Raw genomic sequence first — 19,261 nt, 5'->3', positions numbered from 1 at the left:
CGGAGCGCGCCGGGTTTAGAAAAGAAGGATGAGCGGACCGGCGTGGAAACGCCGGTCGCAATGTTATTGGTCCAGCACGGACAGGTCGATGTAGGAGGAGAGTTCGCGCTGTTCCGGACGCGGCAGATACGGTAGTTCGCCCAGCTGCGGCGCCGGGATTTTCCTGCGCAGCGCGTTGATGACTTCGGCATAATTCGCCAGACCGGGATTGATACGGTTAGCAACCCACCCAACCAGCGGCAGCCCATCATTGAGGATCGCCTGCGACGTCAGCAGCGCATGGTTGATGCATCCCGACTGAATGCCGACCACCATGACGACCGGCAGTTGCTCCTGTATTACCCAGTCGGAGTAGGTGCGCATATCATTCATCAGCGTGCGCCAACCGCCGCTGCCTTCCACCACGACGGCGTCCGCCATCGCGGAGATCTGCTGGAGTCCTTCCGTCATAGCGCAATAGTTAATGGTTAGCTCGCTGGCGCTAATCTCATCTTCAGGCAACGCGACCGGATTGATTTGCTGATAGGGAAGAAAGAGGCTTGAGGCCTCCTGCAGGATCATCGCATCTTTGTTACGCAGCCCTTCCGGCGTTTCGATACACCCTTTGCCGATAGGCTTATAGCCCACTACCGTTTTGCCAGACTTCACCAGCGCCTGCAATAACGCTTTTGATACCACCGTTTTACCTATGGCCGTATCCGTGCCTGTAATGAAAATACGCTTTAACATGACGATACCACTCCGGAAGGAACCACCAGGGAAATAAATAAAAAATGTGAAATCCACTGTCAAAGTCAAAAGTCTAGGCGATAGCCCGATCAGCCAGCTTGCGTTAGCTCAATATTTTGCTTTTCAGGGGGGCGAACAGACGATTAGATGAGGATTTTACGATCAGCCTTGCAACAATTTTACCAACAGAGAGCCGTTATACAGCGCATCCTTGACTAACGCGGCGCCCGGCATGGTGCCCTGATTGTAAAATTCGGTGGCGGCCACCTGAAGGTTATGACTGTAAGCGGGAAGCGACTGCTGCCGAATACACGCCATCATTGCGGGATAGAGAATGTCCGCAGCTTGATTCAGCGGCGACCCCACCAGAATTTTATCTGGGTTGAACAGATTCACCATAATCGCCGCGATTCTCCCGACGTTATGTCCGACGTCCACAATAATATCGTTGGCGAGTGGATCGCCCCGCAGTGCGGCGTCGCACAAGGCTTCCGCCGTCAGCGGTTGGCCATGCAGCATCGAACTCATGGATTGGGATAACCGTTGCTGGGCCAACTCCAGAATGCTCTCGGTACTGGCGACCGTTTCCAGACAGCCATGATTCCCGCAATAGCAGCGTTTACCATAGGGATCGACCTGTGTATGGCCAATTTCAATCAGGTTCCGGCTCCCCGCATGGAGGATCTTCCCGCCTGTGATCACGCCCGCGCCGACGTTGTGATCGATAACAATTTGAATCACATTCTGGTAACCCCGCGACGCGCCAAACAGCGCTTCCGCCATCGTCCAGGCGCAAATATCATGCTGCAGGTAGACAGGAACGCCAATACGCTCAGACAGCGCGGGGCCGATCGTCATTTCATGGATATCAAAGAACGGCATTCGGTGAATAATGCCGGTGATCGCATCGACGATCCCCGGCGAGGTGATGGCAATGGCCGTGAGTCTTTCTAACTGCCGCTGATGACGGATAAAGAACGCATCCACTTCGTGCAGAATACGAGACAGCAACGGCGTAGGATGTTGGTCTGGCAACGGCAGCGTCTCTTCTGTCACCAGTGCGCTGCTGAGGTCGCGCAGGGCCAACGTCATGGTATTACGGCTGATACGCATCGCAAGATAGTGCCACCCCTCCGTTTCCAGCACCAGGCCGACGGCGGGCCGTCCCCGACTGCCGACATCGGGGAACTCGGTTTCATGGACCAGATGCGCGTCCATCAGTTCGCGGACAATTTTGGTGATGCTGGCCGGTGCCAGTTGGGTTTTTTTGGATAATTCGATGCGGGAGATGGGGCCGAGTTTGTCGATCAAGCGATAGACGGCCCCTGCATTCATCTGCTTAATTTGATCGATGTGTCCGGGCTGACCGCTGGCAATCACGCTAAAGCGACTCCTGATTTATCATGCGATGTTGTTATTTTTTACACTGCAAAATAAAAAACTGCGGCCATGGTGTCGCTTTTCATAAAAGCCGTCAACGATTTGATTCATTGTGTGATTTACCGCACATATTTAACTCGGAGTGATTTAACATCAGTGAAATCAGCGTCTGTGCGGCTGCGCTGCGCGGCCGCCGCTGATGCGTCACCAGCCACATCTCGCTGATAGCGTCTTTTTCCAATAGCGACAGATATTTCACCCCATCAACCTTGATGCGTCTAAACGACGCGGGCAACAGAGACACCCCCAGTCCGGAAGACACCAGACCCACAATGGTCATCGCCTCTCCCACTTCCTGCGTGATGTAGGGTTTCACGCCATAGTTTTTGAGCAGGGTCAGCACTTCGTCATACATCGCGGTTCCGACTTCTCGGGCAAAAAAGACGAAAGGCTCCTGCGCGAGCTGACGAACGCTGATACATCCGTCCGGCACCATCGCCAGAGGATGCTCCTGATGAACGACGGCCACGAGGGGTTCATGCAGCAACACCTGATGAAGCAGCGCATCAGGCAGCGGATTGTTACGCATTACGCCGATATCCAGCTTGCCGCTCAGCAGCGGTTCAATCTGCTGCTTGGTGTTGATTTCCACCATCTGAATATGCACTTCAGGGAACGACTGGCGAAACTGCAGCAGGCTGCGGGACACGGACTTGACAAACGGCGCCGACGAGGTGAAACCGATATTTAACTCGCCCACTTCTCCGCGCTGAATGCGCGCGGCGCGATCTGCGGCCTGATTCAGCTGATTGATAATGGCCCAGGCTTCTTTTAGAAACTGCGCTCCGGCGGGCGTAAGCCGAACCGTACGATTATTGCGGTCCAGCAGCCGGGCGCCCACCTGCTCTTCCAGTATCTGAATTTGCTGACTCAACGGCGGTTGAGAGATACGCAGTTTTTCGGCGGCTCGCCCGAAATGAAGCTCTTCCGCAACAGCAATGAAATAACGCAGGTGACGCAGCTCTATATTCATATGTTTAAAGTATCATTCATGATGATTAATATATTATACAAAACAATCTCACGGTTCTATGATCGCCGCCCAGTTTCCAATATTGCCTTCTTATCCGGATAAGGATCGTTTGTGAGTACCCCGCTGTCTTCACAAGTAATGTCTTCGGCCACCACCGATAATGCAGACCCTCTTCCTACAAGCACCCCTTCGATTTACAAAACACCTTATATCAAACGCGGCACCCCGGCCTTTATGCGGGTCACCCTGGCGCTCTTCTCCGCCGGTCTCGCCACTTTCGCCCTGTTGTACTGCATTCAGCCTATCCTCCCCATACTTTCTCAAGATTTCGGCATCTCGCCGGCGACCAGTAGCCTCTCGTTGTCCGTATCAACCGCCACCTTGGCCGTCGGGCTGCTCTTTACCGGCCCCATATCCGATAGCGTCGGACGCAAGAACGTCATGGTGGTGTCACTGCTGCTGGCCGCCGTCTGTACGCTGGTTTGCAGCTTCATGACCACCTGGCAAAGCGTGCTGATCATGCGGGCGCTACTGGGGCTGTCGCTGAGCGGCGTCGCCGCCGTCGCCATGAGCTACCTGAGCGAGGAGATTCATCCCAGCGTCATCGCTTTTTCAATGGGGCTGTATATCAGCGGCAATTCGATCGGCGGCATGAGTGGGCGTCTGATAACCGGGGTGCTGACGGATTTCTTTCCCTGGCGCGTCGCTATTTTCGTTCTGGGGATCGTGGCCTTGTTCGCCGCGCTGGCGTTCTGGCGCATGCTGCCTGAATCACGCCATTTTCGCGCCGGTTCTTTGAAGCCAAAATCGCTATGGATTAATGCGCGCCTGCACTGGCGCGATGAGGGCCTGCCGCTGTTGTTCGTTGAAGGGTTTCTGCTTATGGGCTCCTTCATCACGCTGTTCAACTACATCGGCTACCGTCTGCTGGGTGCGCCTTATTATATGAATCAGGCGGTCGTCGCCCTGCTGTCCGTCGTCTATCTGACCGGCAGCTACAGCTCGCCGCGCGCGGGCGCGATGACTGCAAAGTATGGCCGGGGCCGGGTATTGGCAGGCTCGGTCTTGCTGATGTTGACCGGCCTGATATTGACGCTGTTCTCGCCGCTGGTGCTGGTATTTGCAGGCATGATGCTATTTGCGGCGGGCTTTTTTGCTTCGCATTCGGTTGCGAGCAGTTGGATTGGCCAACGTGCGCATCGCGCTAAAGGTCAGGCGTCATCAATGTACCTGTTCTTCTACTACCTCGGATCCAGCCTGGCTGGCACCACCGGCGGATTCTTCTGGTATCAGTTCGGCTGGCCAGGCGTCGCGGTATTCCTGGCAGCGCTGCTGCTGCTGGCGTTCTACATCAGCTTCCGCTTAAAAGCGCTGCAACGTTAATATCATTACCTCTCTCCCCTGTTAAGCCAACAACATAAACACGGTTGTTTCATGGGGGGAGTTGGTTTATAAATTATAGTATGTTGTAACTAACAAGGATTTTTATGGCGGCTTACGATGTGATCGAACGAATGAATCAGACCTTTATCGAACTGGAGAAAGAACTAAGGCAAATGCAGCAGCAATTTTCACAGCTTGATCTCGTCGCCGCCCGCGTATTCACGCTCCCTGAGATAGAGAAAGGCTGTGAGCACGATCCCATCATGCAGATTGCGGTGACGCCGTCGGAAGGCGAAGCCGCGCGCGATCTGGCGCTGCAACATTTTCAGCGGCTGTTTATTCATCACTACGCGGAAAACATCAGCAGCAAGGCCGCGATTCGCCTGCCCGGCGCCCTCTGCTTCTCCGTTGATGAAACACAAATTCTCGAGGCTGAACAGCGTATTGTGCACATCAATACGTTGAAAAAAACGCTGGAATACATCATCACCGTCGAGTCAGGACTCGAACCCGAACAGCGCTTCGACTTCGTGCACACCCACCTGCGCGGGCTCATCACGCTGAGCGCCTACCGCACGATCCCGATGATCGTCAATCCGGCGTCGGTCCGTTTCGGCTGGGCCAACAAAAACATCATCAAAAAGGTGACGCGCGACGACGTATTGAAAAAACTGGAGAAAAGCCTGCAGGCAGGCCGCTCGCTGGCGCCTTACGGCAAGGAGCAGTGGGCATTGCTGATGGAACAGGAAATTTTTGATGTCAAACGCCTGCCGGAGCAGGCGTTACTGAAGATTAAACGACCGGTGAAAGTCCAGCCGATTGCGCGGGTCTGGTATCAGGAACAACAGAAGCAGGTGCAGTATCCTTGTCCTTCGCCGCTGATCGTCCTGTGTCGTCTGAGCAACGGCGCATCAGCACCGGTATTGGGAGAACTGAATGATTACGATGCCAGCAGCATCAAACATAAGCATAAACCCAAAGCACACCCTCTGCGACTGCTGATCCCTCGCCTTCACCTGTATACCGACGAAGGCGCTTAGCGTTTCAGGCTTCCCACCATATCTTCCGGGCGAACCCACTCATCAAACTGTTCGGACGTCAGATAGCCCAGTTTTAGAGCCGAGGCTTTCAGCGTCAGCCCTTCCTTGTGCGCTTTTTTCGCGATTTCAGCGGACTTATCGTAGCCAATGTGCGGATTCAAGGCGGTCACCAGCATCAGCGAGTCGTTAAGCAACTGTTCGATACGCGGGCGATTAGGCTCAATGCCGATGGCGCAGTGCTCATTGAAGCTCTTGATGCCGTCCGCCAGTAGCCGCACCGACTGTAGGAAATTGTGAATAATCATAGGCCGATACACGTTCAGCTCGAAGTTGCCGGAAGCGCCGCCGATATTCACCGCGACATCGTTGCCCATCACCTGACAGCACAGCATCGTCATCGCTTCACACTGCGTCGGATTCACCTTGCCCGGCATGATGGAACTTCCCGGCTCATTCTCTGGAATGCTTAATTCGCCGATGCCGCAGCGCGGTCCGGACGCCAGCCAGCGCACGTCGTTAGCAATTTTCATCAAGGACGCCGCCAAGCCTTTGAGCGCGCCGTGGGACTGCACCAGCGCATCGCAGGTGCCCAGCGCTTCAAACTTGCTGGGTGCAGTCACGAACGGCAGACCGGTCAGAGACGCCAACTCCGCCGCGACCCGCACCGCATATTCCGGATGCGTGTTCAGCCCGGTCCCGACGGCAGTGCCCCCCAGCGCCAGCTCGGTCAGATGAGGGATAGTATGTTCGATGTGTCGCTGACTGTGCTCCAGCATCGCCGACCAACCGGAGATCTCCTGGCCCAGCGTCAACGGCGTCGCGTCTTGCAGATGGGTACGGCCGATCTTGACGACGTCATGATATTGCACCGCTTTGGTAGAAAGCGTTTGCTGCAACGTTTTCAGTTCGGGGAGAAGATGCTCCAGCACTGCGGTCACGGCGGCGACATGCATCGCCGTCGGAAAAACATCGTTGGAACTTTGGCTCTTATTCACATCATCATTGGGATGAACCAGGCGTTCGTTGCCGCGTCCTCCCCCCAGAAGTTCGCTGGCACGGTTCGCGAGCACTTCATTCATGTTCATATTGCTCTGGGTTCCGGAACCGGTCTGCCAGATAGCCAGCGGGAACTCGTTCGGATGTTGCCCCGCGAGTACCTCATCCGCCGCCTTGATGATCGCGCCGCCGCGCTCTTTTGGCAATAATCCCAAATCGAGATTCACTTTCGCCGCCGCACGTTTGGTCTGCGCGAGCGCATGGATTAGCGCACGGGGCATTTTCTCTTCTGAAATACGAAAATGTTCCAGAGAGCGCTGGGTTTGCGCTCCCCATAGCCTGTTGGCGGGCACATCAACCGGTCCCATAGAGTCTTTCTCAACACGGATATCGGGCATGACCTGTCTCCTTAAAAGAGGCGTTTATTTTCGGATAATTGAGGTACTTAACATTATGGTATCGTCGCGGATAAAGCATTACCATGATGGGTATCGAGGTTCTGGATCATCACCCGTCCCCCTGTGTATTTAACCCTTAGTTCACTACGTGAAATCATCAATAACACTAGGATCCCGTTATGCAGAAAATGCTTAACCGTGTTCAGCATTACGCCTGGGGCAGCCCAAGCGCATTGACCGAGCTGTACGGCATGGAAAATCCCGACAATCGTCCGATGGCAGAACTGTGGATGGGAGCTCACCCCAGCAGCAGCTCCCTGTTGGTTGACAATCAGGGGCAGCAGGTCAGCCTGCGGGATATCATCACCGCCGACCCGGAGCGTTATCTGGGCCGGCGCATCGCACAGCGTTTCGGCGAACTGCCGTTCCTGTTTAAAGTGTTGTGCGCCGATCAGCCCTTGTCCATTCAGGTTCATCCCAGCAAAAGCGCCGCCGAGAAAGGTTTCGCCCGTGAAAACGCGGCGGGCATTCCCGTCGGTGCGGCGGAACGCAACTACAAAGACGCCAATCACAAGCCGGAACTGGTCTTCGCGCTCACGCCGTTCAGCGCCATCAACGGGTTCCGCAAGCTTGAAGAAATCGCCGAGCTATTGCAGCCCCTGGCTGGCGCGCATCCGTCTATCGCCGCCTTTTTGCAGCAGCCGGATCGCAGGAATTTGTCGATGCTGTTCGCCAACCTTCTTGAAATGAGCGGAGAGCAGAAAGACGCCGCGATCGCAACCCTCAAAGCCGCGCTAAACAGCCGTGACGGCGAACCCTGGGCGACTATTCGCAACATCACGCGATTCTATCCAGACGACAACGGACTGTTCTCTCCGCTTCTCATGAACGTGGTGACGTTACAGCCGGGAGAGGCCATGTTCCTGACGGCAGAAACGCCGCACGCCTATCTGAATGGCGTCGCGCTGGAAGTGATGGCCAACTCAGATAACGTACTGCGCGCCGGTCTGACGCCGAAATACATCGATATTCCCGAGCTGCTGGCCAACGTGCAGTTCGAGCCTAAACCGGCCGAAACGCTGTTGACGACGCCCGCCGTCGGCGAGCAAACGTTGACCTTCTCCGTGCCGGTTGACGACTTTGCCTTCTCTCTTCACGATCTCACCGCACGGCCGGAGGCGCTGACTCAGGAGAGTGCTGCTATCCTTTTCTGCGTCAGCGGAGAAGCCACCGTGGAAAAAGCGCAACATAGGATCACTCTGCAACCGGGAGAGTCCTGCTTTATTGGCGCTGATGAATCGCCCGTGCAGATTCACGGTACGGGTCGCATTGCCCGCGTTTATAACTAGACTTTAAACAGCACGATGCTGACGCCCCAATGAGGGGCGGTACTACACAAGATAAAAAGGATACATAGCGTGACTAAAAAAACAGTCGTGGCCGTAGGGGTCATTGTCGCTCTCGGCGCAGTTTGGACAGGAGCTTCCTGGTTTACTGGCAAACAGGTTGAAAAGCATATTGGTGAATTCACGGATAATATCAACGGCCAGTTGAAAGCCAACTATCCCAACGCCGGACTGAAGGTCAGCTACCGTGATTATCAGCGCGGCCTGTTCAGCAGTCACCTGACGTATGTTCTTCAGTCCGACGGCACCGCCAGCGACCATCAGGTACTGGACAACAATCAGGAAGTGGTCTTTAAAGAAACGCTGTATCACGGACCTTTCCCGCTGTCCCAGATCAAACATCTGAACCTGATCCCGTCGATGGCATCCGTGCGCAGCGAACTGGTGAAGACCGACGCCGTCGCACCGCTGTTCGAACTGACCAAAGACGTTCCGTTCATCAATGCGGAAACGCGCGTCACCTACAGTGGCGATACCCATTCCGATATCCGCCTGGCGGCGATCGATTACCAGAACCCGGAACAGAAACTGAGTTTCAGCGGGTCCGATCTGAAACTGTTCGTGGCGCGTGACCTGAGCCAGGCTCACATCTCGGGCAACATTGCCAATCTGGCGACCGAGAAGAAAAACCCGCAGGGTCAGAATGAAGCGCTGACGCTGCAGGATCTGGCGCTGGAATCCACCTCACGTAAGAGCAAGTTCGACATCAATGTCGGTGATGCCAACTTTACCCTGAAAAAACTGACGCTGAACGTCGAAAACGAAAATGGGCTGACCATCAATGATGTGAACGTTTCCAGCGAGAACAACGCGGACGACGTCAATCTGTCCGGGAAACTGGGTATCGACGTTGCCTCCATCGTCGTGCGCGACCAAAACCTGGGGGCTGTGAACCTGAAAGCCAGCTACGCCGGTGTCGACGGCCACGGCTTGAAGCAGTTCTCCGAGGCCTATCGCGCCAAATTCCAGTCGCTGATGTCCAGTCCGGAAACGCTCACCACCGATGAGTACCAAGAGCAAATGGCGATGGTCGTGCTGCACAACTTGCCGCAGTTGTTGAAAGGCAATCCGCAGATCCACATCGCTCCGATGACCTGGAAAAACGCCAAAGGACAGAGCGACTTCAATCTGGCCCTGGATTTGACCGATCCGCTGCAGAAAGATCACAACGCCATCACTGGCGTGTCTGATGAAGAGGCGTTAATCCGTCAGTCCATCGAAAATGTGGACCTGAAACTCAATCTGCCGCTGGATATGCTGACGGAACTGTTCGTACAGACCGGTCCGAAAGTCGCTAACGACAACGACAAAAAGCAGATTGAAGCTATGGCCCGCCAGCAGGCGCAACTGATTGCCGGTGTCGGCCAGATGAGCCAACTGACGGTCACCAAGGACAACGCTATCACTAGCTCGCTGCAGTACGTCGACGGCACCGTGACCTTCAATGGCCGCAAATTGACACTAGCGGAATTTATCGCTCCCTATATTTCTGTCCCCGCACAGGACGCGCCGCAAGCCGTCCCGGCTCCTGCGCCGCAGGCTCAGTAATCAATGCGCTTTGCAGGCACCTATCGGGTGCCTGCCCTTAAGCAATCCTCTTCCCGTTCCCTGCTTATTAGCACCCAAACACCCCGCGATACGGCCTCCCGCCCTTGCGATTCAGTCACCGCTGGACATGAACTTTTCTGCGAATAAATGGTAATTTGACCGAATTTATTCTTATACTAACGGCTGTTTACTGACTAATTGATTTCATTAATAAAGAGTAAAACATGATTGATCCCCACATCCCATTAACAGATATCCACCGCCACCTGGATGGTAATATCCGCCCTCAGACCATTCTTGAGTTGGGCCGCCAGTTCAATATCGCGTTGCCGGGACAGGATCTGGAGTCTCTGCGTCCTCATGTGCAGATCGTCGACAACGAACCGGATCTGCTCAGCTTCCTGAAGAAGCTTGACTGGGGTGTGAACGTTCTGGGTTCTTTAGACGCATGTCGTCGCGTCGCCTACGAAAACGTCGAGGATGCGATTCGCGCCGGACTGGACTACGCCGAGCTGCGTTTTTCCCCTTACTACATGGCGCAGGCCTATCAGCTTCCGTTGGAAGGCGTGGTTGAAGCGGTCATCGACGGCATTCAGGCCGGCTGCCGGGACAATGATGACAAGGTGATGATCCGCCTCATGGGGATTATGAGCCGCACGTTCGGGACTCAGGCCTGCCAGCAGGAGCTGAGTTCACTCCTCGCATATAAAGACAGTATTACCGCGCTGGATTTGGCAGGCGATGAGTTGGGATACCCGGGAGAACTGTTTACCGACCACTTCCGTCAGGCGCGAGATGCAGGCTGGCATATCAGTGTGCATGCCGGTGAAGCCGCTGGTGCGGAAAGCATCTGGCAGGCGATTAACCAACTAGGCGCGGAACGTATCGGCCATGGCGTGGCAGCCATTGTCGATCGTAAGTTGATGGAGTACATGGCTGAGCATCAGATTGGCGTGGAGTCCTGCTTAACGTCCAATATCCAGACCAGCACCGTCCACTCTCTGCTCGCCCACCCGCTGGTGCATTTCTTGCGCCACGGAATGCTGGCGACGATTAATACCGACGATCCGGCCGTGCAGGGGATCGAAATCGAGCACGAATACAGCATCGCCGCACCACAGGCCGGATTGACGCCGGAAAATATTCATCAGGCTCAGGAAAACGGCCTAACCGTCTCTTTCATCGGCGAACAGGAAAAAGAGCAGTTGCGTCGGAAAGCGAAAAATCGCGCGGCATAACGTTATCTCCCCCCGCCGCCCCTTACGCTTCGTATTCGGTCATAATGAGTGGCGGGGGCTAAACTTCAATGAAGTTCTCACGTCTGTTTTATTCCCTCGCATTCAAACGCACACTTCCACGCCATTAAATTTTCACTCTTTATAAATAAGGCGGCAATTATTCATATCACTGCTCAGTGTGAAAATCTCCCGTCGTAAACGCGCTGAAAGAAATAACGCCATGCGTTCTCACGCATGGCGTAGCATATTCACGCTTTGGACTCGCGCTCACTCTTCGGGGCTATTTGCCTCTACCGGTCGTTTAGCATAGCGCTGGGCCAGCGTGGCGCATACCATCAATTGTATCTGGTGGAAGATCATCAGTGGCAGCACCATGGCGCCGACCGCCGCCGCAGGAAACAGCACATTGGCCATGGGTATGCCGTTAGCGAGACTTTTCTTCGAGCCACAGAACACGATCGTCACTTCGTCCGCCTTCGAAAAGCCCAGTTTGCGCGCGGCCAGCGTGGTACAAACCAGCACAATCCCCAGCAGGACGAACGAGCACATTACGATAGACAGCAGAGACCAGCCGTTGATCTGATGCCAGATCCCCTGAACGACCGCCTCGCTGAACGCGACGTAAACCACCAGCAGTATCGATGAACGGTCAGTGATATTGACCAGTTTACGGTGACGCTGCACCCAGTTTGCGATCAGTGGACGCGACAGATGGCCCAGAACGAACGGCACCATCAACTGGAGAATGATCGATCCAATCGCATGCAACGTATCCGTCTGTCCGCCTTGCGTATGCATCAACAGTCCGACCAGAATCGGCGACAGAAAGACCCCGAGGATACTGGATGCCGACGCGCTGCAGATCGCCGCGGCCACATTGCCTCGCGCCATGGAGGTGAAGGCGATGGCGGACTGAACCGTTGCGGGTAAGGCGCAGAGATAAAGAAATCCAAGATAAACGGTAGGCGTGAGAATCTTTGGAACCAGAAACGACATGATCAGCCCCAGCAACGGGAATAACACAAACGTGCTGGCGAAGACCACCAAATGCAGACGCCAATGGCTGATGCCGGCGGAAATAGCTTCTCGAGATAATTTTGCGCCATGCATGAAGAACAGCAGTGCGATGGCCGAGGTCGTCAGGTATTCAAAGAACACCTTCACCTCACCATCACAGGGGAAAAACGAAGCGGTAATGACCACCAGAACCAGAACAAGCAGAAACTTATCGATCTTTAAACGTTGCAACCATCCCATAACGAAACGACACCCTCTCAATAAACAATACAGGCGATCCTAAGATCGCCTGTGAGATAAAGAGATAATATGTGGAATAAATACCCACAGCGCTAGCTATTTTTTTAACGTCATCGCGCATTTTTTCTGATTAGAAATCAGTCCAAGTTCGATCAGTTCCATCACTTTAATCGCCTGAGTCACCGGGACGGGATTTTCCCCCTGACCATTCAACGCGTCGCGAACGGCGGCATAATAAGCCGTGTAATCGCCAGAGATCGTCGTCACCGCTTCCTCAACCGCTGCGCCGTCTCGGTTCAGCGTCAGCATGCCATCGCGGTCATCGCGTCCCCACTGGGCATCATTATCCGGCAAATGTCCTGCCTTTAATTTCGCCTCTTGGGGATCGATGCCATATTTCACATAACTGCCGTGACAGCCATGAACGATGTAGCGTGCGGTTTCAGCAACCGCCAGCAACGTACCATGCAACACGACGCGGCGCTGCGGGTAAATCAACGTCGCATGGAAGTAGTCGGCGGATTTACCGCCGGGACGCAGTTGCGCAAGATCCGCATGGATGGCGACCGGCGCGCCGAACAGCTGCAACGCCTGATCGATAAGATGAGGCCCCAGATCATACCAAATACCGCTGCCCTCACTGCCGTCTTCGCGCCAACGTTCGCGAATTTCGGGTCGATAGCGATCCATATGGGATTCCATATAAACCACGTCCCCCAACACGCCGGTTTGCACCAGATGTTTGAGGGTCAGGAAATCGCTGTCCCAGCGTCGGTTGTGAAATACGGAAAGCACCTTTCCCATGTGGACAGCAACCTGATGCAACTCGGAGGCCTGAGACAACGTGACGGTGAACGGTTTATCCACCACCACATGCTTGCCCGCTTCCAGCGCGCGTTTCGCCAGGGGGAAATGCGTATCGTTAGGCGTGGGGATTACGATAAGATCGATTTCCGGATCGTCGAATAACACTTCAGGTTTCTCGGCTACCCGCACAGACGGCCAATCCTCATGCACATTTTTCGGATGCCGGCTCGACACCGCCACTAATTCCATCCCAGGCGTCGCAGCAATTAGCGGCGCATGAAACGTCTTACTCGCATAGCCATATCCTAACAATCCGACACGAATAGTATCTGCCATTAATCATACCCCTAGCCTGAGCGACAGGCATTTTCCGTTGTGATGGAACGGCCAGTATATCACTGCAAGCTCTCCATATTTATCGGATAACGTCATTAAAACGCCGCCCTTACCTTAAACCCTTATCCGGCCGCAATCAGCGGAAAAGCGCCTATTCAGACACCGTATGCCCCCTGAAACGACGTACTGATACAGACTTGGGATTAAGCGGCGTGAGTGCGATCACAGATTCACACCGGAAAAAGAAACCGGTTTCAGAAACCGGTTGCAATCGATAATTCAACCCGCCTACACTCATTAGTCGTTGGTTAAAGCCACCCAAGAGCGAGGTTTTGATGTCCATATTTCCAAAAGATTTTCTGTGGGGCGCCGCGACAGCAGCCTATCAGGTCGAAGGCGCGCACGACGCCGAGGGTAAAGGCCCGTCGATTTGGGATACGTTTTCCCACTTGCCCGGCACCACCTTTGAAGGAACAAACGGCGATGTCGCCGTCGATCACTACCACCGTTTCCGGGAAGATGTCGCCCTGATGGGGGAACTGGGGCTGAAAAGCTATCGTTTTTCAATCTCGTGGCCAAGATTACTGCCAGAGGGGCGAGGTCAGATCAACGAAGCGGGCGTTGCCTTTTACAGTGCGTTGATTGACGCGCTGTTGGAGCACGGTATCCAGCCCATGATCACCCTGTATCACTGGGATCTGCCGCAGGCGCTGCAGGACCAGGGCGGCTGGGAATCCCGCCAGACTATCGACGCCTTCGAGGAGTACGCCCGCCTTTGCTACCAGCGCTATGGCGACCGCGTCAAGCTATGGTCTACCTTCAATGAAACCATCTGCTTTATCGGCTTTGGGTACATAACCGGTGCGCATCCCCCCGGCATTTGCAACCCTGCCCGCGCTCTGCAAGCCTGTCACCACGTGTTTATCGCTCATGCGCGCGCCGTAGCCGCATTCCGCCAGTCCGGCATCGCTGGCAAAATCGGCTTCGTCAACGTACTGCAAACGAATACCCCGCTGGACGATACGCCGGAAAACGTCGCCGCCTGCCAGTTGGCGGACGGGATTTTTACCCACTGGTTATACGATCCGGTATTGCGAGGAGAATATCCGATAGAGTTGCTGCACCTGGCACAATCGAGCCTCGGTGCGCCGGTATTCGAGCCGGGCGACGACGCGCTGCTGCGCGACAATATCTGCGACTTTATCGGTCTGAATTATTACAAGAGGGAAACGGTGGCCGCGAATCACGGCGAGTCGCGCCTGCAAATCAATACAACGGGCCAAAAAGGCAGCGCGCATCAGGCCGGAAACGAGTTTGGTTTTAAAGATCTGTTCAAATTCGTGCGGAACCCTAACGGGGTGTATACCGACTGGGACTGGGAAATCTATCCTCAGGGACTAACGGAAGGCATCCTGAACATCAAAGAACGCTACGGTGATATCCCGATATACATCACCGAAAACGGTTTGGGCGCCAAAGATCCCATCGTGAATGGCGACATCGTGGACGACGACCGTATCGACTATCTGCGTCAGCACATTGATGCCGTCGCTGATGCAATTGCGCAAGGCGCCGATGTGCGCGGTTATTATCCCTGGTCATTTCTCGATTTACTGAGCTGGTTGAACGGTTTTCAGAAACAGTACGGCTTTGTCTATATCGACCATCAACGTCAGTTAGCACGCCAGCGCAAGAAGAGTTTCTTCTGGTACCAGAAGTTGATCCGCAACAACGGCGAGTAAAAAACTAAAACCTTAACGCCCCGTGAAATGATGGGGCCTCTCACCCTCGCTTTTCTTCTTAAATTCCTTTCACTTGTTATCACGTTCCGGCTGAAACGGCGCTCAGGATTGCCCGGACGAGCGCATGCCCCCCCGCTGATGACCACAAGTTAGACGTTCAGTCTCTCGCCGGAAGGGATGGCGGGCGTTCAGGTTGTCGAACCTGGGACAATACCGGATAATACGGCGGTTTTATTTGTAAGTCCTGTAATGAGCGAATACCCGCGGCTACCGGTTGGCGCTTTTTTGGCGAACGTGCCGGCTCTTACGGGCTTAACCCGACTGGTGAAATGGTGATGATGAATTTTTGGATGACGATAGCCGCACTCGGCGCACTGACGCTGACGGCGAGTCTGATGCTCGGCTACGCCTCACGCCGACGTTCTCTGCGGCACACTCCCCCCTCCGTTGAACAGCTGGAAGACCTGCTCCCGCAGACTCAGTGCCGCCAATGTGGTTACGCGGGCTGCCGCCCCTATGCCGAAGCCATGATTCAAGACGGCGAACTGATAAATAAATGCGTGCCGGGGGGCGAACCTCTGATGCATAAACTGGCTGAGCAGATGAACGTCGAGCCCCAGTCCTTGCCGGATGATGCGATGCCGGGCAAACCCGAACGCCAGGTCGCACGAATCGACGAAAGCCGTTGCATCGGCTGCACCAAATGTATTCAGGCCTGTCCGGTGGATGCCATCGTCGGCGCCGCACGCGCTATGCATACCGTCGTCAGCGATCTCTGTACCGGCTGCAATCTGTGTGTTTCACCCTGTCCGACCGACTGTATTACGCTGGACCCGGTCATACCGACCCCCGACAGCTGGAACTGGGACCTGAACGCGATACCGATACGCATTTTACAGGGGGGGCATCATGTTTAATTTGCTGACTGCCTTCGGGAAAAATCGGATTTGGCCCATGAAGGGCGGCGTTCGCCCGCCGCAAATGAAATCGCCGTCGAATCAAATACCGTTACGTCGTCTGCCTCTGCCTGACCGCCTGATTATTCCACTTCATGCCCACCTGGGACCGGACAGCGATTTGTGCGTACAGGTCGGAGATCAGGTCTTGCGCGGCCAGCCGCTGACGCGAAGTGTCGGCCCGACGGTGCCGGTACATGCCCCCACCTCCGGCACGATCCAGGCCGTTCGTTATCACACCGCCACGCATCCGTCCGGGCTGCCGGAGCTAAGCCTGATCCTGAAACCGGACGGCGACGATCGTTGGGCGGAACGCCGCCCCTTGCAGGACTACCGTCAGACCGCGCCGCACATGCTGCGGGATTATCTGCATCAGGCGGGGATCGCAGGGCTAGGCAGCATCGGGTTTGCTACCGCCTCTCCCTGGCCGGATGCGCCGTGCGACATCGACACGCTCATCATCAACGCCGCAGAATCGGAGCCTTACCTCACCGCCGATGACCGCTTGATGCAAGAGTGCGCGGCGGAACTGTCCGTGGGTATCGACATCCTTGATCGACTCTACGCTCCTCAGCGTATTTTAGTGGGTATCGAAGATAATAAGCCGCAGGCGATTGCTGCGCTAAAACAGGCGCTGCACGCCTCGCCGCGCGTACACATTCGGGTGATCCCCTCCCGCTATCCCTCCAGTAATGTCGCCATGCTGACGCGAGTGCTGACCGGCAAGATCGTTCCCAACGGCCAGCCCACTACCCGCGCCGGCGTTTTGGTACAGAACGTCAGCACCCTCTATGCTGTTAAACGGGCGGTGATTGACGGTGAACCCTTGACGGAGCGCGTGGTGACGGTGGCGGGTCAGGCGCTTCAACGGCCGGGCAACGTCTGGGCGCGACTCGGTACGCCGGTTCGCTATCTTCTGCGCCAGGCGGGCTATCGTGTCACCAGGGGGCAACCCATGGTGATCGTGGGCGGCCCGATGACGGGATTCACGCTTTCGGAGCTGGATGTCCCGGTTACCCCGGCCAGCAGCGCGATACTGGCGCCGGCACGGGATGAAATTCACCCCGAATTGGAAGCGCAAGCCTGCATCCGCTGCGGAGAATGCGCCGACGCCTGTCCAACGGGCCTGCTGCCGCAACAGCTGTTCAAATTCATCCGTGATAACGACCACGAACAGGCGCGCCAGCATCACTTATCCGCCTGCATCGAATGCGGCGCCTGCGCCTACGTCTGCCCCAGCCATATTCCGCTGGTGCAATACTTTCGCCAGTCAAAAGCCGAAATTCAGTCGTGGGAACAGGAAGCCCAGCGGGCCGCCGCCGCCAAAGCGCGTTTTGTGGCGAAAAAAGCCCGATTGGTACGTGAAAAAGCGGCGCGGGAGCAGCGGCATCAACGCGCTGCGGCGATGGTCGCGCCTGCACCTAAGACGCCGGCCGAACCGTCTGCGAACGTTAAGCCTGCGATAGACACAACCACCGTTACCTCCGGCAAACGCGGTGCCGCCGTCAGGGCTGCTATCGAACGGGCTAAGGCGCTTCAGGCTGAAGCCCTGGCGACGCCACAACCCGTAGCAACAGCCCCCCGGCAGACCGCAGCGCCTGGCGATACCGCCCCGCCCCGTCGGTCAGAACACGACCCCCGTAAAGCCGCCGTAGCCGCCGCTATCGCCCGTGTTAAAGCACGCAAAGCGGCGCAGCAGCAGACGCCTTCGTCTGATGCCTCACCGGTCAAGGCAGAGGGTGTCGACGCGCTACCGGCGGCGAATACCGAGTCAGAACACGACCCCCGTAAAGCCGCCGTGGCCGCCGCTATCGCCCGTGTTAAAGCACGCAAAGCGTCGCAGGCATTGCAGGGCTCTCAAACGGAAACACAGTCTCAAGAGGAATAAATGGCTTTCAGAATTGCGAACGCACCGTTATTGCATCAACGGCAGACGACGTCCGGCATTATGCGCTGGGTGATCCTGGCCTGCGTTCCGGGTATCGCCGTACAGAGTTATTTTTTTGGCTACGGCAATCTCTTTCAAATACTGCTGGCGATAGTGACGGCGCAGGTGGCCGAATTCGTGACATCGTCACTTAAAAAGCGTCCGATCGTGGCATCGGCCAGAGACCATTCGGGGCTTGTGACTGCGGTATTGCTCGGCATCATCCTGCCGCCGCTGTCACCCTGGTGGTGGACCGTCCTTGCCACAGCGCTAGCCGTCAGCGTGAAACAGCTGTCCGGCGGCTTGGGGCGTAATCGCCTTAACCCCGCCATGGTGGGCTATGCCCTACTAATGCTGACGTTTTATGCCTCGATAATCCTCGGCCTTTCACCGAGCGAATCGCAAGATGCGATCGGCACGCAACAGACCCTATTCTCAGGTCATCGCGCGCTATCGCCATCGGATTTCGTCGGATCACATCCTGTTACGTTCCCTGCCGAGGTTGCCACACACCCCACCGAAGAAACGCTTGCCGCGCGGTTTAACCTCAGTGCGTTCAATGCCTTTTCCAACCCACTGAGTTGGGTGTGGATCAATCTGGCCTTTATGGCCGGCGGGCTGTTACTGCTGGCACGGGGCATCATTCGCTGGCAGATTCCCGTCAGTTTTTTGTTGGCGTTATCGCTCTGCGCCCTGGTTGGTCGACAGCTTCAACCGGAGGTCTGCGCCCCGTGGTCGCAGCATCTGCTGTATGGATTGACGCTGCTGGCCGCGTTTTTCATCGTCACCGACCCAGTCACTTCGGCGATGACGGGAAAAGGACGTATCCTGTTCGGCGTGCTGACCGGCGCATTGGTTTGGGCTATCCGAACCTATGGGGGCTATCCGGATGGGATTGCCTTTGCCGTATTGTTGGCGAATCTGGCCGTTCCATTGATAGATCGGCTCACGCAACCGCGGATACCGGCGCATTCCCGTTCAACGTTATAATACCGACGCTGAACGACCTGCTCGCCGTCGGGAATCGCGTCGTGAATACGGCGGCTCACTGGGAGTTCCGGGGCGATCCCCGGGATCCACGCCAT

15 protein-coding genes are annotated in these 19,261 nt (G+C 55.7%); 9 read left to right on the top strand and 6 right to left on the bottom strand.

Annotation, left to right across the window (positions count from 1 at the left end):
* Window positions 1-63: 63 nt before the first annotated feature.
* The 3 genes from bioD to I6N93_RS07735 all read right to left on the bottom strand — a co-directional run bounded on the left by bioD (window position 64) and on the right by I6N93_RS07735 (window position 3,142).
* On the bottom strand, window positions 64-729 hold the full coding sequence (bioD, locus tag I6N93_RS07745) for a dethiobiotin synthase (protein ID WP_085684160.1): 666 nt from the start codon (window positions 727-729) through the stop codon (window positions 64-66).
* Between the two features lie 162 nt (window positions 730-891).
* Window positions 892-2,109: a sugar metabolism global transcriptional regulator Mlc gene (mlc, locus tag I6N93_RS07740; RefSeq protein ID WP_085684162.1), complete on the bottom strand. Its 1,218-nt coding sequence runs from the start codon at window positions 2,107-2,109 to the stop codon at window positions 892-894.
* Between the two features lie 94 nt (window positions 2,110-2,203).
* On the bottom strand, window positions 2,204-3,142 hold the full coding sequence (locus I6N93_RS07735; RefSeq protein WP_085684164.1) for a LysR family transcriptional regulator: 939 nt from the start codon (window positions 3,140-3,142) through the stop codon (window positions 2,204-2,206).
* Between the two features lie 138 nt (window positions 3,143-3,280).
* On the opposite strand from I6N93_RS07735, the gene I6N93_RS07730 reads away from it, so the two are divergent.
* Window positions 3,281-4,525, top strand: a complete 1,245-nt coding sequence (locus I6N93_RS07730) for an MFS transporter (RefSeq protein ID WP_085684166.1) — start codon at window positions 3,281-3,283, stop codon at window positions 4,523-4,525.
* A gap of 104 nt (window positions 4,526-4,629) precedes the next feature.
* Entirely contained in the window at window positions 4,630-5,565 is a 936-nt protein-coding gene (gene tus, locus I6N93_RS07725; RefSeq protein WP_085684168.1) for a DNA replication terminus site-binding protein, read from the top strand.
* On the opposite strand, the gene fumC is transcribed toward tus, so the two are convergent.
* The gene (gene fumC, locus I6N93_RS07720) at window positions 5,562-6,959 is read right to left on the bottom strand and encodes a class II fumarate hydratase (protein ID WP_085684170.1); all 1,398 of its coding nucleotides are present in this window, start codon (window positions 6,957-6,959) and stop codon (window positions 5,562-5,564) included. The two genes, tus and fumC, sit on opposite strands and share 4 nt — an antisense overlap.
* Before the next feature lie 179 nt (window positions 6,960-7,138).
* Between fumC and manA the strand changes: the two genes are divergently transcribed.
* The 3 genes from manA (at window position 7,139) to add (ending at window position 11,151) form a co-directional block, all read left to right on the top strand.
* Entirely contained in the window at window positions 7,139-8,308 is a 1,170-nt protein-coding gene (manA, locus tag I6N93_RS07715) for a mannose-6-phosphate isomerase (RefSeq protein ID WP_085684172.1), read from the top strand.
* Window positions 8,309-8,377: 69 nt separating this feature from the next.
* Window positions 8,378-9,913, top strand: coding sequence for a YdgA family protein (locus I6N93_RS07710; RefSeq protein WP_085684174.1), 1,536 nt, complete (start codon window positions 8,378-8,380; stop codon window positions 9,911-9,913).
* Window positions 9,914-10,137: 224 nt separating this feature from the next.
* Window positions 10,138-11,151 carry an adenosine deaminase gene (gene add, locus I6N93_RS07705; RefSeq protein ID WP_085684176.1) on the top strand — a complete coding sequence of 338 codons (1,014 nt, stop codon included), beginning with the start codon at window positions 10,138-10,140 and terminating at the stop codon, window positions 11,149-11,151.
* Window positions 11,152-11,418: 267 nt separating this feature from the next.
* On the opposite strand, the gene I6N93_RS07700 is transcribed toward add, so the two are convergent.
* Window positions 11,419-12,408 (bottom strand): bile acid:sodium symporter family protein, encoded by a 990-nt coding sequence (locus I6N93_RS07700; RefSeq protein WP_085684178.1) that lies wholly within the window; start codon window positions 12,406-12,408, stop codon window positions 11,419-11,421.
* Between the two features lie 96 nt (window positions 12,409-12,504).
* Window positions 12,505-13,551, bottom strand: a complete 1,047-nt coding sequence (locus tag I6N93_RS07695; protein ID WP_085684180.1) for an oxidoreductase — start codon at window positions 13,549-13,551, stop codon at window positions 12,505-12,507.
* Between the two features lie 335 nt (window positions 13,552-13,886).
* Here I6N93_RS07695 and I6N93_RS07690 point away from each other — a divergent pair, with 335 nt between their 5' ends.
* From I6N93_RS07690 to I6N93_RS07675, 4 genes are all read left to right on the top strand, one after another.
* Window positions 13,887-15,293, top strand: a complete 1,407-nt coding sequence (locus tag I6N93_RS07690; RefSeq protein ID WP_085684182.1) for a GH1 family beta-glucosidase — start codon at window positions 13,887-13,889, stop codon at window positions 15,291-15,293.
* Between the two features lie 335 nt (window positions 15,294-15,628).
* Window positions 15,629-16,210: an electron transport complex subunit RsxB gene (gene rsxB, locus I6N93_RS07685; RefSeq protein WP_085684184.1), complete on the top strand. Its 582-nt coding sequence runs from the start codon at window positions 15,629-15,631 to the stop codon at window positions 16,208-16,210.
* Window positions 16,203-18,137 (top strand): electron transport complex subunit RsxC, encoded by a 1,935-nt coding sequence (rsxC, locus tag I6N93_RS07680; protein ID WP_085684186.1) that lies wholly within the window; start codon window positions 16,203-16,205, stop codon window positions 18,135-18,137. Before rsxB ends, rsxC begins: the two co-directional genes overlap by 8 nt.
* Entirely contained in the window at window positions 18,138-19,166 is a 1,029-nt protein-coding gene (locus tag I6N93_RS07675) for an RnfABCDGE type electron transport complex subunit D (protein WP_085684188.1), read from the top strand. It abuts the gene before it with no gap.
* Window positions 19,167-19,261 lie beyond the last annotated feature (95 nt).

It is taken from the genome of Lonsdalea populi (genome assembly GCF_015999465.1).
In the GTDB taxonomy this organism is placed as follows: domain Bacteria; phylum Pseudomonadota; class Gammaproteobacteria; order Enterobacterales; family Enterobacteriaceae; genus Lonsdalea; species Lonsdalea populi.
Note: the sequence above shows the minus strand (reverse complement) of the source record. Positions and strands in the feature narration are given on the sequence as shown.